Origin of the sequence: Noviherbaspirillum sp. Root189 (assembly GCF_001428545.1) — a bacterium.
Taxonomy (GTDB): domain Bacteria; phylum Pseudomonadota; class Gammaproteobacteria; order Burkholderiales; family Burkholderiaceae_D; genus Noviherbaspirillum.
This window is the reverse complement of sequence record NZ_LMHZ01000034.1, coordinates 160,047-174,408: the sequence shown is the minus strand read 5'-3', so window position 1 is coordinate 174,408 and position 14,362 is coordinate 160,047. Positions and strand designations below refer to the sequence as shown.

Sequence of the window (14,362 nt, the reverse complement as noted above, 5' to 3'; positions counted from 1 at the left end):
AGCACGCATGAACGATCAGCAAAACCAGGTCGGCGACATCGTGTGCGTCGATGACGACTTTCTGCGCGGCTGGCCGCTTCCCATGCCTTCAGTCGAAGGCGACAAGGAAGAACGCGGGCGGGTGCTTGTCATCGCGGGATCGCGCGAGATGCCGGGTGCGGTGATCCTGGCCGCAACTGCGGCGCTGCGTGCCGGTGCGGGCAAGCTCACCATTGCAACCGGCAGCAGCATTGCGCCGCTGGTCGCGCTTGCGATTCCGGAGTCACGCGTCATCGCCTTGCCGGAAACCAGTGCGGGCGGCATCGCGGCCACGGCGGCCGAGACGCTCAATGGCATTGCGCCGCGTTGCGGATCAGTACTGGTCGGCCCCGGCATGCAGGATGAACCCGCGACCTGCGCCCTCATCCTTTCGCTGCTGCCACGATTGTCGGATACCCAGGTTGTGCTGGATGCCGGCGCCATGAACGTGGTGCGCCGCCAGTTGCAGGCCGTCGATGCCAGTCACCACGCGCAGCAAAAGTATGTGTCGAGTTTCCATTCGCCGGTGTTGCTCACCCCGCATGCCGGCGAAATGGCGCACCTGGCGGCAGTCGACAAGCAAGCCGTTGTCGATAATCCGGTCGAGATTGCGCGCCAGTCGGCACGGCGCTGGAATGCCTTTGTCGCCCTCAAGGGGGCAACGACCTTTTTAGCAGCACCCGATGGCAGGATCTGGCAGCACGACGGCGGCAACGTCGGCCTGGCGACTTCCGGCTCCGGCGATACGCTGGCAGGCATCATCGCCGGCCTTGCAGCGCGCGGAGCGCCGCTGGAACAGGCCTGCGTCTGGGGCGTCGCCTTGCATGCGCGCGCCGGCGAACGACTGGCGCAGCGCCATGGACCGCTCGGCTACCTTGCAGGCGAGCTGTCGTCGGAAGTGCCGGCGCTGATGCACGCATTGCGGCCACACGAGTAAAATCCGGAGGTCTTCCATCATGACCGACCTCCGTGACCACCACCATCGCCACCACCGACACTGCCGACACCAGGGTTACCCGCTGCTTCTGGGCCAATCCCGCCAATCCGCGCTATCTTGCCTATCATGACGACGAGTGGGGCAGGCCGTGTCATGATGAATTGCGCCTGTTCGAGATGCTCAACCTTGAAGGTGCGCAAGCCGGATTAAGCTGGGAAACGGTGCTCAACAAGCGCGACAATTACCGGGCTGCCTTCGATCAATGGGATGCGGAAAAGATTGCACGTTACGACGATGCCAAGGTAGCCGAACTGCTTGCCAATCCCGGCATCATTCGCAATCGCCTGAAAGTCGCGGCGACGATTACCAACGCGCAGGCTTATCTGCGGCTGCGCGACGAAGTGGGCGGCCTTGCGCCATTTTTGTGGCGCTATGTCGATGGCAAGCCGATCGTCAATCACTGGGCCGGCAAGGGCGATACGCCTGCCAAAACGCCCTTGTCCGATCGCATCTCGAAGGATCTGGCCAAGCGCGGGTTCAAGTTCGTCGGCTCCACCATCATCTACGCTTACATGCAGGCGACCGGCATGGTGAACGACCATGCGCTGACCTGCTTCAGGCATCCGGACTGCAAAGCGGACCACAAGTAACGCAGCATTACTCAGCTTGCAGGCGTTCGCCGATGATGCCGCCCTGCCGGATCACGAAGTCCCTGAGCAGGACGGGGTAATCGTCCGACACGGCCTCACGCACCGAAGGGCGCGCGGCAAGCGCCTGCCGCCATGCACGGACCTTTGGTGTTGCAGTGAAAAAGTCTATGCCACTGACGCGGTCGAAGACGTCGAAATAACGAAACACCGGACCGAATGCCGCATCGACCAGGCTGAATGCGGCACCAGCAAAATAGGGGCCGTCGCCGAGCACGTTCTCAATCTGCCTGAAATGTTCCGCCAACGCGCTGGCGCTGCTCTGGTAGCCGCGCACGTCCTTTGACGTATAGAAGCTCCAGATCGTGTTGAGCGTCGCCGAGGCGAACTCAATCCATGCACGGTGTCTGGCGCGCTGCAAGGCATCGGATGGATGCAGCATCGGAGCCGTCGTATCGTCAAGGTATTCGCAGATGACAGCGGATTCGAAGATCGCCTCGCTGCCGACGCGCAGCACCGGTGTTTTCCCCAGCGGTGACAAGGCGAGAAACCATGCAGGCTTTGCCGCAAGATCGATATCGATGCGTTCATAAGGCGCCTGCTTTTCCTTTAGCGCGATCACTGCCCGCTGCACATAGGGGCAGAGCTTGTGGCTGACAAGGATGGGTGTCTGGGTGTTCATGTTGTATTGCCTTCTTGAAAAGAATCCGATGAGACAGGTCGATGCCGTTGTGGCGCCATACCGGGCCACAGCACCGACCGCCGATACGACGACTGTTATGCAGCCGCCTTCAACAAGCCTTCAGCCATCATCGCCGCCTGTACCGACGGCCTGGCCTCGATACGGTTGCGGAAGGCCACGATTGCCGGCCAGCGTTGCAGGTCTATGCCGACGAAGCCGGACCATCCGGTGGTAACGAACAGATAGGCATCCGCTACGGAAAAGCCGCTATCGAGCAGATAGTCGTGTTTCGACAGGCGCCGCTCGACATGGTCAAAGCGTGTCGCCAGTTGCTCCTTGAACGCGGTCTTCGCTTCCGCCGGCATGCCGGGTTTGAACAAGGGTGAAAACGCCTTGTGGATTTCGGAGGTAATGAAGTTCAGCCAGGACTGCAGCTGGTAGCGCTCCATCGTGCCGTAGGCGGGCGCCAGTTTGGCGGCCGGTGCCTGGTCGGCGATGTATTGCATGATGGCCGGTCCTTCCGTCAGGATGAGGCCGGGCGAGATTTCCAGCGCAGGTACGTAGGCATTGGGATTGATGCTCAGGAAATCCGCGCCGTGCTCGGTACGCCCGGTGGCCGGGTCGACCTTTTCCAGAGTGAACGCCAAACCCGCTTCACGCAGTGCGATATGTGGTGCCAGCGAGCAGACGCCCGGGTTGTAATAGAGTTTCATGGTGCTTCCTTTCAGGGTGGGTTAAATCAATCAGGCGGTTTTCAAACGAACGGGCAGGGCAGGGTTGGCGGACTTCAATGCAAATGCGCCGTCACCCAGCAGCGCGTGCACCACCGACATGGCGATCAGGAACAACGGATATTCCCAGCCGCCATTGGCATTGCTGAATACCCAGCCGTTGCCGATATGTACCGCCGTGGCACCGGCAAGAACCGGCAGCAACAGCAAGGACACGACACGACCGTGATAGCCGAGCAGGATCAGCGCGCCGCCGACAATTTCCAGCACTACCACGGGGCCGGCGATAAAGGTCGGCATACCGTGGCTGGCGAGGAAAGCTTCGAATCCGGTGAGGGTGAATACCAGCAGCTTGAGCAATGCATGCGTGATCCACATCGTGCCGAGCGACACGCGCAGCAGGGCTGCAGCGTAGGGCGACAGCGTTTGATCGATCATGGTGAAACTCCTTTCAAATCGGGTTGGTGTGGTGCTAATGTACGTTTGCGCCAATCCAATGAAAATAGGCATCCATGAAATCTCCCTATGCAAAAATGCAATCGAATCTGTCACTAACAGATCTGGAATTGCTGCTCGCGCTGATACGTGGCCGCACGCTTGGCGGCGCGGCGGAACGCATGAAGGTCGACACATCGACCGTCTTCCGCTCCATCAAGCGGCTGGAAAAGGATCTTGGCGAGTTGCTGTTCGAACGCGGTCGGCAAGGCTATCTGCCGACCGAACTCGGGCGTGAACTTGCCGGCTATGCCGAACGCATCGAATCGCAATTGCAGGAAGCGCGTGTGGCGGCCTTCAAGAGCGGCAGCGAGCCTTCCGGGGTGTTGCGCATCACGACCACCGACACCATCCTCAACGGATTGCTGTTGCCGGTGCTGCCCGGGTTCACCAGCGCCTATCCGAAAATCGATCTGGAACTCATTACCAGCAATGCCATCGCCAACCTCAGCCAGCGCGATGCCGATGTCGCTATTCGTGCCACCCGCAAGCCGCCCGACTATCTGGTCGGGAGCAAGCTGGGCACGCTGCAGTCGGCGGTGTTTGCCGCCAAAACTTACCTGCAGCGCTTCGAACAGGCGCCGACGCTGGAACAGATGGAATGGATAGCGCTGGACGAGTCGCTGGCGGAACACCCATCGCAGAAATGGCGGCGGCAGCGATTGCCGCGCGTCGTACCGCGCTTCCGATGCAATAGCGTGCTGTCAGTGGCCGGTAGCGTAGTCTGGGGAATGGGCGCGGGTGTCGCGCCGTTATTCCTGCTGAAAGACAACCCGCAGGTCGGCATGGTCGATGGTCCGCTCGCTGAACTCGAAACCGATCTCTGGATGCTGGCCCATCCGGATGTGCGTCATCTGCACCGGGTCAAGTTGCTATTCGAGTATCTGAAGGCCAATCTGTCTTTGTAACGGATGGTTTGATGTGCGCAGAACGGCATTCCGGCCGGCGTTGCGCAACTTCAAGCAAGGCATGCGCTGATTCTGGTAAACCTGTGATCACGCCCATTTTCCTGAGAGTTTCGCCATGACCCGTTCGTTGACGCCGTTGACGCTGTTAACAATGTTGGCGCTTGCTGTGCAGAGTCCGATTGCGGCTGCCGACAGCGCCGATTTCAGCGGCGCCTGGGTAGGAGCCATCTGTCCTCCGGGCGTACAGCGGGACTTCGGGCAGTGTTCCAGTTTTGTGCTGGAACTGCATCAGCAGGGCAAGCGCTTGTGCGGTGCGCATTCCTTTTCGACCGCCGGGGCGGAGCGTACCGATGAAGGCGCCGCGCCATCGATCAACGGTGAAATCACGGAGGATGTGGCGAACGTGATTGCGATCAGTGGTCGCGCGCCGATACGTGTTCGCGCCGAAATCAAAAAGACCGGCGCCAGCTTGCAATGGCTCAGGCAGGAAGCGCCGAGCGGCGACTACCTGCTGCCTCCGTCCGCACGTCTGAGCAAGTCCAAAAAGAAAACCCTGTTTGCACCGATGTTCGAACAGGAACTCAAGGCCGCGTGCTCCTCGGTCTTCACCATGGAAGCAGAAGCGGAAGCCCGGAAAAAGGCGCTGCAGGATCCCCTGCCGATGCCGGGTGTCGGACAGGGGCCGGGCACACCGCCGGCCGCTGAAGGCAATCGCTGACGACCGCGTCTGCGGTCATATTTTTGCGTCCGGGTCCCAATTTTCAGTGCGCCGTTTTAGCCGAGTGATGTGTCGCCGACCGGCCTGCGCCCCTTGCAGGACGGGCTCCATCGTGTGTAAGGCGCTTTCCGGCATGCAAAAGCGACACTGAATCTTCTTAGAAAGACCGGCCAACTTTCAAGATTTTATCCGGCCTGAGGACTGCTACATTGCAGTGCGTGACGGCGGATCCCGTCACACAAGGGCAATCAGCATACGTTGTACGTTTTCCTCCCTGGGTACGTACAGCCAATGCAGTCTCTCCTCAGTGTCTCCTGGGGTTTTGGGGTGGAGACCAACAGTCTCCACTCCCTTTTTCGCGGCGAAGCCATTCGCTTTGCCATATTGACTGCCTTTAGCTTTTTCAGCCTTTCCGGATCTTTTCTGCGCTGTTTTAATTCCGCCAGAATGACAACATAAGCAGGGCGGCTATCGCAGGTGGTGGTGCCTGATTGCTCATGCGCGCAGCAGGCTGCGCCATTTGCTGAACACGCCTAATGCCAATGCCGTTGCGCACAACACGATAGCAATGCCCGCGACCGTGCCCATGGTCACCGGTTCGCCCAGGAACAGCCATGCCCAGATCGACGCGGTCGCCGGCACCAGGAAGGTCACGGTGATCGCCTTGCTCGCACCCTCGGTAGCGATCAGGTGAAAGAACAGGGCATAGGCTAGCCCCGTACAGATCACTCCCAGAAAGATGACGGATATCGCCACGGTCCAGGTCATGCTGACGGCTGCGTGCGGCATGCCCGGCAAAGCAAATGGCAGCAGGACCAGCGATGAGGTCGCCTGGCTACCGGTTGCGGTCGCCAGCGATGGCAGGCCGGACGCCTTCATGCGGGTATAGGTAGCGGCATAGCCATAGCAGACGGCGGCGCCCATGCCGGCGAGTACACCGAGTACCGTGCTGAGCGTCACTTCGGTCGGGCCGACGCGCACCAGCACGGCAACACCGAACAGGCCGAGGAAGCAGGCCGCCATCCGTGACGGCGTCATCTTTTCGGACAGCAGCAGGAAGCCGAAGACGCCGGTAAAGATAGGCGCCAGCGAATTCATGGTCGCCATATATGCGGACGGGATGTGTAACGCCGACCAGGCAAACAACGCAAACGGAATGGCGGTATTGAACAAGCCGATGATCAGGTAGGTGCGCGCATTTTTTCGCCAGCCGAAATCGATGCCGCGCGACCGTGCAAACGCATATAACGCCACGCCGCCGAGCAGGGCACGGATGAACGTGGTCAGCAAGGGACCGAGCACCGGCGACGCGATGCGCATCAGCATGAAGCTGGTTCCCCAGATCGCGCCTAAGAGGAGCAGCCTCAACATGTTTGCAGTGGACATCGGGATGGGCTTTCCGGAATAATGGGTTGGATAAATCGAATGGGGACCGGTTGTGAACGGCCTGCCTTACCTGCTTTCGCTGGCCTTACAACATTGATCGGAAATGCAGTAAAGTACGACAATTGTAGAGCCCGCAGTGCCGGATCGCTAACGACATTTATTGACATCAACTGTTAGAAAAACTAACAACAAGCAATGCGCCCACCCCTCCAAGCCTTGCATGTGTTTGAAGCTGCCGCCCGCCACCTCAACTATTCACAAGCCGCCGGCGAACTCCATGTCACCCATAGCGCGGTGAGCCAGCAGATGCGTGCGCTCGAAAATGCGCTTGGCGTTCCTTTATTTTGCCGGCAGGGACGGCAGATGCTGCTGACCCGGGAAGGTGCGCTATTGCTCAAGCGAATCCAGCCGGCACTGCAGCAGCTTGGCGATGCGGTCAATGAGATCGGCGTGCTTAACCGTTCGCCGTCGATCACCATCACCACACTGCAGTCTATCGCCAACCGCTGGCTGCTGCCGCGCCTGGGCAGATTCCAGAAACTGCAACCCGACGTCGCCGTGCATATCCAGGCATCTGCCGACCTCAAGGATCTGGTGCGGGCGGAGGCCGACATTGCGATACGCTATGGTCGCGGAACATGGAAGGGATGCAAGGCGGAAAAACTGATGGAAGAATGGCTGTTCCCCGTGTGCAGCCCCGATTTTAACCAAGGCCGTCTGCCGCGGAGCATCAACAGCCTCAAACGCTATCGCATATTGACCGACGACTGTCACATGGAATGGCAGGCATGGTGCAAGCACGCCGGCATCGATTTCGCAGAGTTTGTGCATGGCGCGACCTACAGCGACAGTAACCTGATGCTGGGAGCGGCGATCGCAGGGCAGGGTATTGCCATCGGCCGCAGTGCGCTGGTATCGGCCGATATCGCCGCCGGCAGACTGGTGCCGGTGTTCGAATTGATTGCGCCTGCGCCGTTTGCGTATTACCTGGTGAACGCCGAAGGCCGCGGCATGCCGCCGCATCTCGCCGCATTTGCGCAATGGCTGCATGCCGAAGCCGCGGCTTTCATGCGGCACGAGGTACGTACACTGGGACTCGCCGCGTAGGCGCGTCGCCCAAGCAAGTTCGCAAGTTCCATCGTTAGGTTCTACAAGCATGCTGCGCAGGTACGCAGTGCAACAATTGACCCATGCAAAAGGAGCACCCATGACCACACCATCCTTGCGGCAACCGGACAGCCGCTTTGACATCGTCGACATCCAGGCCCTGCAGCCGCTGTTCGATAGCGTGGGCGAGGCTTCGCGTGCCAAGGAAATTGATTACATCGACGCCAATTACCGTGCGCTGATCGAGGCGTCGCCCTTTGTTGCGCTCGCAACGTCCGGACCCGACGGCGTGGATTGTTCGCCGCGCGGCGATGCGCCGGGTTTTATCGAGGTGCTCGATGAAAGGACCCTGGTGCTGCCCGAACGCCGTGGCAACAATCGTATCGACAGTCTGCGCAACCTGATCACCAATCCGCACGTCGCCTTATTGTTCCTGATCCCCGGCATCGGGCATACCTTGCGTGTCAATGGACGGGCGCGCATCAATGCCGATCCGGTCCTGCTGGCGCGGCATGCGGTTGATGGCAAAGTACCGAAGCTGGCACTGGTGATTGATGTCGATACCGTGTTTTTCCAGTGCTCACGCGCGATTGTGCGTGCCGACCTGTGGAATCCGGATCGCCACGTCAAACCGGATGCCGTGCCCAGTCCAGGCAGGATCCTCGAAGCGGTTACCGCCGCGCGCATCGACGGCCAGGCATACGACCGCGAGTTGCCTGGCCGTATAGGTACCAGCTTGTACTAGTGACTAGTCACTAGTCACTAGTCGCTAGTCGCAAGAATGTACAAGCATCACAGCCAGGGCCGTACTATCATGCCGGGCTGAAAGGATTTCTGATGTCGCATCCCACCCGTCTGACCAGTTTCGCCGCCGGCGCCCGTGACACGCTTCCGATGCTCGTCGGTGCCGCGCCGTTCGGCATCATCTTCGGCACGCTCGTCACGGCCGGACCGCTGGCTGCCTGGCAAGGCCAGCTGATGTCCCTCAGCGTCTATGCCGGTTCCAGCCAGTTCATCGCGGCCGGCTTGGCGGCCAGCCATACCGGCATGCTGGTCATCTGGCTGACCACCTTTATCGTCAACCTGCGCCATATGCTGTATGCGGCCACGCTGCTTCCGTATGTTGCGCACTTGCCGGCACGCTGGCGCTGGGCGCTTGGTTTTTTTCTGACGGATGAGACATTTGCCGTGATGAACGGATATTACCGACAGCATCCGAACGCCCCGCTCGGGCATTGGTATTTTCTCGGTTCCTGCCTGTCGATGTATGTCAACTGGCAAGTGTGGACCGCAGTCGGCTTACTGTTTGGCGCGGTATTTCCTCAACTCCAGACGCTCGGCCTGGACTTCGCCATGGTGGCAACGTTCATTGCCATCGTCGTGCCGCAACTGACCCGTCTCCCGCACTTTTCGGCGGCAGTGGCGGCAGGCGGCTTCGCTTTCATTCTGCGGCATTTGCCCTATAAGCTGGGATTGATGTCGGCGGTGCTGATTGGCGTTGCGGTCGGCATGGCGCTGCTGCGCTGGCAGGCGCGCTCGGTAAACGCCTGCGACGGCAAGGAGGCTGCATGAATGCCACCTGGATGATCCTCGGCATGGCGGCAATCACCGTGGCCATCAAGGCCACCATCTTCGCACTTGGCGGACGGGTCGTCTTTCCGGCATGGCTACAGCAGGCGCTTGGCTTTGTGCCGGTGACGGTTCTGACCGCCATCATCGTCCCCATGGTACTGGCTCCGCATGGCGAGGACCTGGAATTCACCTGGCGCAATCCGCAACTGGTGGCCGCAATTGCCGCCGTCCTCATCTGCGCGGGAACGCGCCGGCAGTTGCTGACTATTGTGATTGCGCTGGCAATTTTCTTTGGCTGGCAACTCGGCGTGCTCGGCAATCTTTGAGATGCCGCTTGGGAAAAGGCAGCTCTGTGCTGATGTGTCTTATACACATTCTGCGCCGCACCAATAGCATAATGACAATTTTGGCTCAATTCAGGTAACGTGTCGCTCCGATTTGCCGGATTGACATTGCAGGACGGCAAAATGACTGTCAGAATTTCCCGTATTCATTATTTTGACGGGAGAAAGCATGGGATCTGCGCTGGGGCTTCGCGGCAAATCCGTGCTGGCGCTGTTCGCCACTTGCGTTCTCGTCCTGCTGTTGGCCGGCATCGCCGGTTGGCAGGTGTATGAATCGGTCCGCTCCCATCTCGGCACGGCATTCACCCGTAATTTCACCTTGCTCAATCGCGAGCGCATTCTGGCACCAGTCACGCGCGAGCTTGCCCTGTCGCTGCGCCTGGCGCGCTCGGAAGCAATTCGGCTGTGGCTGCTGGACGAAAACAATCCTGAAAAAAAGAGCCGGGCTCTGCGAGAAGCGGAAAGCTTCCGCGCAGATTTTGCCGACAAGTCGTATTTCATCGCTTCAAACCTGTCCAGTCATTACTATTTCAGTGACCGGGCATCGCCTAATGCCACCATGCCGCGGTATACCGCCCAGTCCAGCGATCCCAGCGATGCCTGGTTCTTCAACACGATGAAATTCGGGGCGCCATTCAATATCAATGTCGATCCTGATCCCAAGCTCGGGCTTACCAAAATCTGGTTCAACGCGCTGGTGCTTGACGGAGAGCGCAAGATCGGTCTGTGCGGTACCGGTCTTGACCTGTCGACCTTCGTCCGTGACTTCATCGGCACGACCGAGCGCGGCGTCACGCCGCTGATCGTCGACGTCAACGGCGCGATCCAGGCCCATCCGGACAGCCGCCACATTGCCTTCAATTCCGGCACCACCAGTGCCGCCGCCGACAAATCACTGTTCGGATTGCTGCCTGAAGCAGGTGATGCGGAAACGGCACGCGCCGCACTGGATGCCGCGGTCAGGCAGCCGGGCAGTGCCGAAATCTTTGAAGCCAGCCTGCACGGCAAAAAACAACTGATCGCAGTCGCCTATATCCCGGAACTCAGTTGGCATGTGCTGACCGCGGTCGACCTCGCCGCCGCCGATGTGCTCGATACCAATGTACTCAAATTGATGGCCGCCGCGGTAGTCATCCTGCTTGCCGTGGCGATGATGGGTTTTGTGTTTGCCCTGAACCGCCTGGTGCTCAAGCCGCTGGTCAAACTGACGCAGTCCGCACGGGAAATGGCCGCGGGTAATTATTCCCTCGCGCTCCCCCCGGCGAGCAATGATGAGATCGGCGAACTGACCGCCGCTTTCGCCGCGATGGCCGGCAAGGTGCGCCGCCATACCGGCGAACTGGAAGACACCGTGCGCGAACGCACCCGCGAACTGGTCGATGCGAACCGTGAAATGAGCGTCGCACACAAGAAAATCAGCGATTCGATTTCGTATGCCAGCCTGATCCAGCGCGCGATCCTGCCGGATCGCCAACTCGCCGGCGCCCTCGGCGACAACCACTTTGTCCTGTGGCGGCCGCGCGATGTGGTCGGCGGCGACTTTTATGTTTATCGCGCGGTCGAGGGCGGCTGCCTGCTTGGTGTCGTCGATTGCGCGGGCCACGGCGTGCCTGGGGCGTTCATGACCATGCTGGCACGGGCCGCGATCGACCAGGCAATTGACGAAGCGGGCGCTGCCAATCCTGCCGGGATCCTCGCGTGCACCGACCATGTCATGCGCACCATGCTGCATACCGAAAACAGGCAACGGGATATCGCGACCATGATGGATGCCGGCCTGGTCTATATTGAATACGGCGCGCAGCGGCTGACCTTTGCCGGCGCGAAGATCGCACTTTACTGGAGCGATGGCCAGGCGGTCGAGACACGCAAGGGTGGCCGCCGTTCGCTGGGAGATCGTCACCCCGGCGACTACACGAACGAGACGCTCGAACTGCTGCCATCACGTACTTTTTACCTGACCACGGATGGTTTCCTTGACCAGGCCGGCGGTGATAAGGGCTTCGGTTTTGGCAATGCGCGCTTCATCGACATGCTGCGCCGGCATGCCAACCTTCCTTTGTCGCAACAGGGAGAGGCATTTGCATCTACCCTGGCGGCATATCAGGGAAGCCACGCACAGCGCGACGACATTACGATGCTCTGCTTCCGATTCGGTTCATCGCCATGACAGAAAACGGATACCACAGGCTGTCCAGCGCATTCTGAAACACGCTGAAAACCAAAAGTATTATCAACATCAAATGCATACGAAATCGCACACGCAGCGACGTCATCATCCGGAAGCAATCCCGGCATCCGGTTCTTATTGGGGAAACCATGCTGATTGATCTTTTCGCACTACAGCAGACGTATAACCAGCAGCGCATCATGCTGTGCTTTAACGGTCCGCTCACCAAAAGCCTGATTGAAGAAATCGGCCATGCGCTGCGCAATTACATGGAGCGCGAGCATGCCACCGCGTCGTCGTCGATGGATGTGTTCGGTGCCTATATCGAGATGACGCAGAACATTCGCCACTATGCATTTCGCAAGGGCTGGGCGGATTCCGACGCGGCGGCCACCGTGGTCATCGCACGCGACCCGGAAGGCCGTTACGTCGTGTCCGCGGGAAATGTCGTCGATTGCGACGATGGCGCCGACCTGACTGAACGCGTGGCGGCACTGGCAGCACTCGACAAGGCGGCATTGAAGGCACAATACAAAGAACAATTGCGCAAACCGCGCGAAGAAGGCAGTTGCAGCGGCGCCGGCCTGGGCCTGATCGACCTGGCACGTAAAGCCAGTGAACCGCTGGCTTGCTCGCTGAAAACGCTGGACGACGGACGCGCGTTTTTCAGTATCCGCGTCGTGATGTAACCGAACTGGAAGGATCGATAAATGGATAACCTGAACATTGCCGGCACCCCGTCGACGCCCGCCATCATTGCCGATGCCACGCTCGGCACGGTCGAGATGCGAGGCGACTCTTACCCGGAAAATTCGTTTGAGCTGTTTTCACCGGTCATGACCTGGATCGAGCAATACTTCGCCGAACCTGAGCACAACCAGCACAAACTGACGCTGAACCTGACGCTGCTGTACCTTAACACCAGTAGCGTCAAGGCCATGATGGACATTTTCGACCTGCTGGAAGATGCGCACCAGTCCGGACGCGACGTCGCCGTCAACTGGTTTTATGACGAACAGAATGAAAGGGTGGCGGAGCTGGCCGAAGAATTCAAGGAAGACTGCAGTTTCCCTTTCCATATCACTAGCCAGGTGGGATGAACGTGCGCGACGAAGATCATATCGAGCTGCGCGTCGAGACGCTGCTTGCGGATCCTGAATACCAAGACAATCCACTGCGCTTCGCGCTGGATGAACTGTATGCAGAGTTTCGTGGTCTGTTGCGCCAGATCGATCGCATCACCCGCATCTCGGATCGCTATCAGAGCGTAAGCATCGCCGAAAAGCTGTCGGTGACCGACCGGTATCACAAGCAGTTGCGCCAGCTGGAAAAGATTGCGCGCATTTCCGACCGCTACCAGTCCATGATGCGCGACCTCAACGAAGCGCTCAAGGAAGCCTCTACCCGCGACGCGCTCACCGGCATCGGTAACCGGCGCATGCTGATGGAAAGAGTCAAAATCGAGGTGGGGCGCGCCGAGCGCATGGAGCGGCCGATGACGCTGGCCTTGCTCGATGTCGACCGCTTCAAGGCGGTCAATGATGCCCACGGCCACGAAGCCGGCGACAAGGCGCTGATCGAGATTGCCAGGGCGATCGAGTCAGGCATCCGTGATTACGATATCTGCGGGCGCTGGGGTGGGGAAGAATTCATGGTGATCATGCCCGAGATTGGTGCAACGGAAGCGGCGGCGGTGGTCGAGCGTGTACGCAACGCGATTGCCGGACTGAACCTGGTGGCCGGTGATATTTCCCTGGAATTATCTGCAAGCTTCGGCATTGCCGAGCGCCGCAACGGCGAAAGCGTGTCCGATACCATCAAGCGCGCCGATGCCGCCTTGTTCGACGCCAAGCGCGGCGGCCGCAATCGCTACGAAGTCGCTCCCTGAAAGATCGCCGTCAATCAGGCAGCGAGAAAACGGCGATAAAACGGAGGGAGCGTGGCGCGTCTGGCGCACCGCCCTCTCTGTTCCGACACCGGGGAATCATCGCATTTACGCCGCCTGCTTCTTCTTCCGTTTCGGCGCCAGCAAGGTGCCACGGCAGCTCGGCGTGCCGCACAGGCAACGATAGGCACGCTTGAGTGCCGGCGTGTGACGTTCTTCCATGATCAGCCCATAATCGTAGTACAGCTCTTCACCCCGTGTGATATCGCGCAGGGCGTAGATGAATACCTTGCCGTCTTCTTCCTGCGCTTCGCAATTCGGTTCACAGGAATGGTTGATCCAGCGGGCGTCATTGCCGTTATCGCCGCCGTCGATGATCTTTCCGCTGTCCAGGCTGAAGAAGAAGGTATGGAAGTCGTCAGGTGCCTTCAGGTTTTCACGCCGCACCGCCTCCTTCCAGGTAATGCGTTCGCCCTGGTATTCGATAATGCAGGTCCCCTGCGGGATCTTGCGGGTGGCGAAGACGCCGTTTCCGTGGATCTTCGAGTGACGCACGACATAAAAAGGTTTAGCGGCTGGTGTGGCGGTCGTTGCGGGAGCCGCAGTGGAATCAGAAGTGGAAGCGGAAGTGCTTGAGCGTTTCATGTGGGTTCAGGGTGTGTCGGACATGGAATTCGGGAGCGCGAGCACGAAGTGTAATCAATGATCGACCGTTGTGCATGCGGCAAACACGGTTTTTTGAGCGGCGTCGCATGCGCGGCT

Annotated in this window: 17 protein-coding genes; 12 read left to right on the top strand and 5 right to left on the bottom strand. The window is 59.6% G+C overall.

Going from position 1 to position 14,362, the window contains the following annotated elements:
- Nucleotides 1-7 precede the first annotated feature (7 nt).
- Both ASE07_RS19455 and ASE07_RS19450 read left to right on the top strand, forming a co-directional pair.
- Nucleotides 8-955, top strand: a complete 948-nt coding sequence (locus ASE07_RS19455; protein WP_057292467.1) for an NAD(P)H-hydrate dehydratase — start codon at nucleotides 8-10, stop codon at nucleotides 953-955.
- Between the two features lie 32 nt (nucleotides 956-987).
- Entirely contained in the window at nucleotides 988-1,605 is a 618-nt protein-coding gene (locus tag ASE07_RS19450) for a DNA-3-methyladenine glycosylase I (RefSeq protein WP_235548534.1), read from the top strand.
- Nucleotides 1,606-1,612: 7 nt separating this feature from the next.
- Here ASE07_RS19450 and ASE07_RS19445 read toward each other — a convergent pair whose 3' ends face one another.
- The 3 genes from ASE07_RS19445 to ASE07_RS19435 form a co-directional block, all read right to left on the bottom strand.
- Nucleotides 1,613-2,284: a glutathione S-transferase family protein gene (locus tag ASE07_RS19445; RefSeq protein WP_057292466.1), complete on the bottom strand. Its 672-nt coding sequence runs from the start codon at nucleotides 2,282-2,284 to the stop codon at nucleotides 1,613-1,615.
- A 95-nt stretch (nucleotides 2,285-2,379) separates the two neighbouring features.
- Nucleotides 2,380-2,997: a glutathione transferase GstA gene (gstA, locus tag ASE07_RS19440; RefSeq protein WP_057292465.1), complete on the bottom strand. Its 618-nt coding sequence runs from the start codon at nucleotides 2,995-2,997 to the stop codon at nucleotides 2,380-2,382.
- Nucleotides 2,998-3,027: 30 nt separating this feature from the next.
- Nucleotides 3,028-3,453, bottom strand: coding sequence for a DoxX family protein (locus tag ASE07_RS19435; RefSeq protein ID WP_057292464.1), 426 nt, complete (start codon nucleotides 3,451-3,453; stop codon nucleotides 3,028-3,030).
- 74 nt (nucleotides 3,454-3,527) lie between these two features.
- On the opposite strand from ASE07_RS19435, the gene ASE07_RS19430 reads away from it, so the two are divergent.
- Both ASE07_RS19430 and ASE07_RS19425 read left to right on the top strand, forming a co-directional pair.
- Nucleotides 3,528-4,418: a LysR family transcriptional regulator gene (locus ASE07_RS19430; protein ID WP_057292463.1), complete on the top strand. Its 891-nt coding sequence runs from the start codon at nucleotides 3,528-3,530 to the stop codon at nucleotides 4,416-4,418.
- Nucleotides 4,419-4,533: 115 nt separating this feature from the next.
- On the top strand, nucleotides 4,534-5,136 hold the full coding sequence (locus tag ASE07_RS19425; RefSeq protein WP_057292462.1) for a hypothetical protein: 603 nt from the start codon (nucleotides 4,534-4,536) through the stop codon (nucleotides 5,134-5,136).
- A gap of 495 nt (nucleotides 5,137-5,631) precedes the next feature.
- Here ASE07_RS19425 and ASE07_RS19420 read toward each other — a convergent pair whose 3' ends face one another.
- On the bottom strand, nucleotides 5,632-6,522 hold the full coding sequence (locus tag ASE07_RS19420) for a DMT family transporter (protein WP_057292461.1): 891 nt from the start codon (nucleotides 6,520-6,522) through the stop codon (nucleotides 5,632-5,634).
- A gap of 195 nt (nucleotides 6,523-6,717) precedes the next feature.
- On the opposite strand from ASE07_RS19420, the gene gcvA reads away from it, so the two are divergent.
- From gcvA to siaD, 8 genes are all read left to right on the top strand, one after another.
- A complete protein-coding gene (gcvA, locus tag ASE07_RS19415; protein ID WP_082584302.1) occupies nucleotides 6,718-7,629 on the top strand; it encodes a transcriptional regulator GcvA in 912 nt (303 codons plus the stop codon).
- Nucleotides 7,630-7,729: 100 nt separating this feature from the next.
- Entirely contained in the window at nucleotides 7,730-8,374 is a 645-nt protein-coding gene (locus ASE07_RS19410) for a pyridoxamine 5'-phosphate oxidase family protein (protein ID WP_057292459.1), read from the top strand.
- Between the two features lie 92 nt (nucleotides 8,375-8,466).
- Nucleotides 8,467-9,201, top strand: a complete 735-nt coding sequence (locus tag ASE07_RS19405; RefSeq protein ID WP_057292458.1) for an AzlC family ABC transporter permease — start codon at nucleotides 8,467-8,469, stop codon at nucleotides 9,199-9,201.
- Nucleotides 9,198-9,527, top strand: coding sequence for an AzlD domain-containing protein (locus ASE07_RS19400; protein ID WP_057292457.1), 330 nt, complete (start codon nucleotides 9,198-9,200; stop codon nucleotides 9,525-9,527). Before ASE07_RS19405 ends, ASE07_RS19400 begins: the two co-directional genes overlap by 4 nt.
- A 187-nt stretch (nucleotides 9,528-9,714) precedes the next feature.
- Nucleotides 9,715-11,715 carry a biofilm regulation protein phosphatase SiaA gene (gene siaA, locus ASE07_RS19395; RefSeq protein WP_082584301.1) on the top strand — a complete coding sequence of 667 codons (2,001 nt, stop codon included), beginning with the start codon at nucleotides 9,715-9,717 and terminating at the stop codon, nucleotides 11,713-11,715.
- A gap of 149 nt (nucleotides 11,716-11,864) precedes the next feature.
- Nucleotides 11,865-12,404 carry a biofilm regulation protein kinase SiaB gene (gene siaB, locus ASE07_RS19390; protein WP_057292456.1) on the top strand — a complete coding sequence of 180 codons (540 nt, stop codon included), beginning with the start codon at nucleotides 11,865-11,867 and terminating at the stop codon, nucleotides 12,402-12,404.
- 21 nt (nucleotides 12,405-12,425) lie between these two features.
- Nucleotides 12,426-12,815, top strand: a complete 390-nt coding sequence (gene siaC / locus ASE07_RS19385; protein WP_057292455.1) for a biofilm regulation phosphoprotein SiaC — start codon at nucleotides 12,426-12,428, stop codon at nucleotides 12,813-12,815.
- A 2-nt stretch (nucleotides 12,816-12,817) separates the two neighbouring features.
- Nucleotides 12,818-13,603, top strand: coding sequence for a biofilm regulation diguanylate cyclase SiaD (siaD, locus tag ASE07_RS19380; protein ID WP_442946103.1), 786 nt, complete (start codon nucleotides 12,818-12,820; stop codon nucleotides 13,601-13,603).
- 105 nt (nucleotides 13,604-13,708) lie between these two features.
- Here the strand turns inward: siaD and ASE07_RS19375 are convergent, their stop codons facing one another.
- Nucleotides 13,709-14,245, bottom strand: a complete 537-nt coding sequence (locus ASE07_RS19375; RefSeq protein WP_082584300.1) for an SET domain-containing protein — start codon at nucleotides 14,243-14,245, stop codon at nucleotides 13,709-13,711.
- Between the last annotated feature and the right edge of the window lie 117 nt (nucleotides 14,246-14,362).

What these genes read in the sequence shown, in the direction of transcription:
- siaC (WP_057292455.1), top strand. Translation starts at nt 12,426, where the DNA reads ATGGATAACCTGAACATTGCCGGCACCCCGTCGACGCCCGCCATCATT.
- ASE07_RS19435 (WP_057292464.1), bottom strand. Translation starts at nt 3,453, where the DNA reads ATGATCGATCAAACGCTGTCGCCCTACGCTGCAGCCCTGCTGCGCGTG.
- ASE07_RS19405 (WP_057292458.1), top strand. Translation starts at nt 8,467, where the DNA reads ATGTCGCATCCCACCCGTCTGACCAGTTTCGCCGCCGGCGCCCGTGAC.
- ASE07_RS19430 (WP_057292463.1), top strand. Translation starts at nt 3,528, where the DNA reads ATGAAATCTCCCTATGCAAAAATGCAATCGAATCTGTCACTAACAGAT.
- gcvA (WP_082584302.1), top strand. Translation starts at nt 6,718, where the DNA reads ATGCGCCCACCCCTCCAAGCCTTGCATGTGTTTGAAGCTGCCGCCCGC.
- siaA (WP_082584301.1), top strand. Translation starts at nt 9,715, where the DNA reads ATGGGATCTGCGCTGGGGCTTCGCGGCAAATCCGTGCTGGCGCTGTTC.
- ASE07_RS19375 (WP_082584300.1), bottom strand. Translation starts at nt 14,245, where the DNA reads ATGAAACGCTCAAGCACTTCCGCTTCCACTTCTGATTCCACTGCGGCT.
- siaB (WP_057292456.1), top strand. Translation starts at nt 11,865, where the DNA reads ATGCTGATTGATCTTTTCGCACTACAGCAGACGTATAACCAGCAGCGC.
- ASE07_RS19425 (WP_057292462.1), top strand. Translation starts at nt 4,534, where the DNA reads ATGACCCGTTCGTTGACGCCGTTGACGCTGTTAACAATGTTGGCGCTT.
- ASE07_RS19455 (WP_057292467.1), top strand. Translation starts at nt 8, where the DNA reads ATGAACGATCAGCAAAACCAGGTCGGCGACATCGTGTGCGTCGATGAC.
- ASE07_RS19445 (WP_057292466.1), bottom strand. Translation starts at nt 2,284, where the DNA reads ATGAACACCCAGACACCCATCCTTGTCAGCCACAAGCTCTGCCCCTAT.
- gstA (WP_057292465.1), bottom strand. Translation starts at nt 2,997, where the DNA reads ATGAAACTCTATTACAACCCGGGCGTCTGCTCGCTGGCACCACATATC.
- ASE07_RS19410 (WP_057292459.1), top strand. Translation starts at nt 7,730, where the DNA reads ATGACCACACCATCCTTGCGGCAACCGGACAGCCGCTTTGACATCGTC.
- ASE07_RS19400 (WP_057292457.1), top strand. Translation starts at nt 9,198, where the DNA reads ATGAATGCCACCTGGATGATCCTCGGCATGGCGGCAATCACCGTGGCC.
- ASE07_RS19420 (WP_057292461.1), bottom strand. Translation starts at nt 6,522, where the DNA reads ATGTCCACTGCAAACATGTTGAGGCTGCTCCTCTTAGGCGCGATCTGG.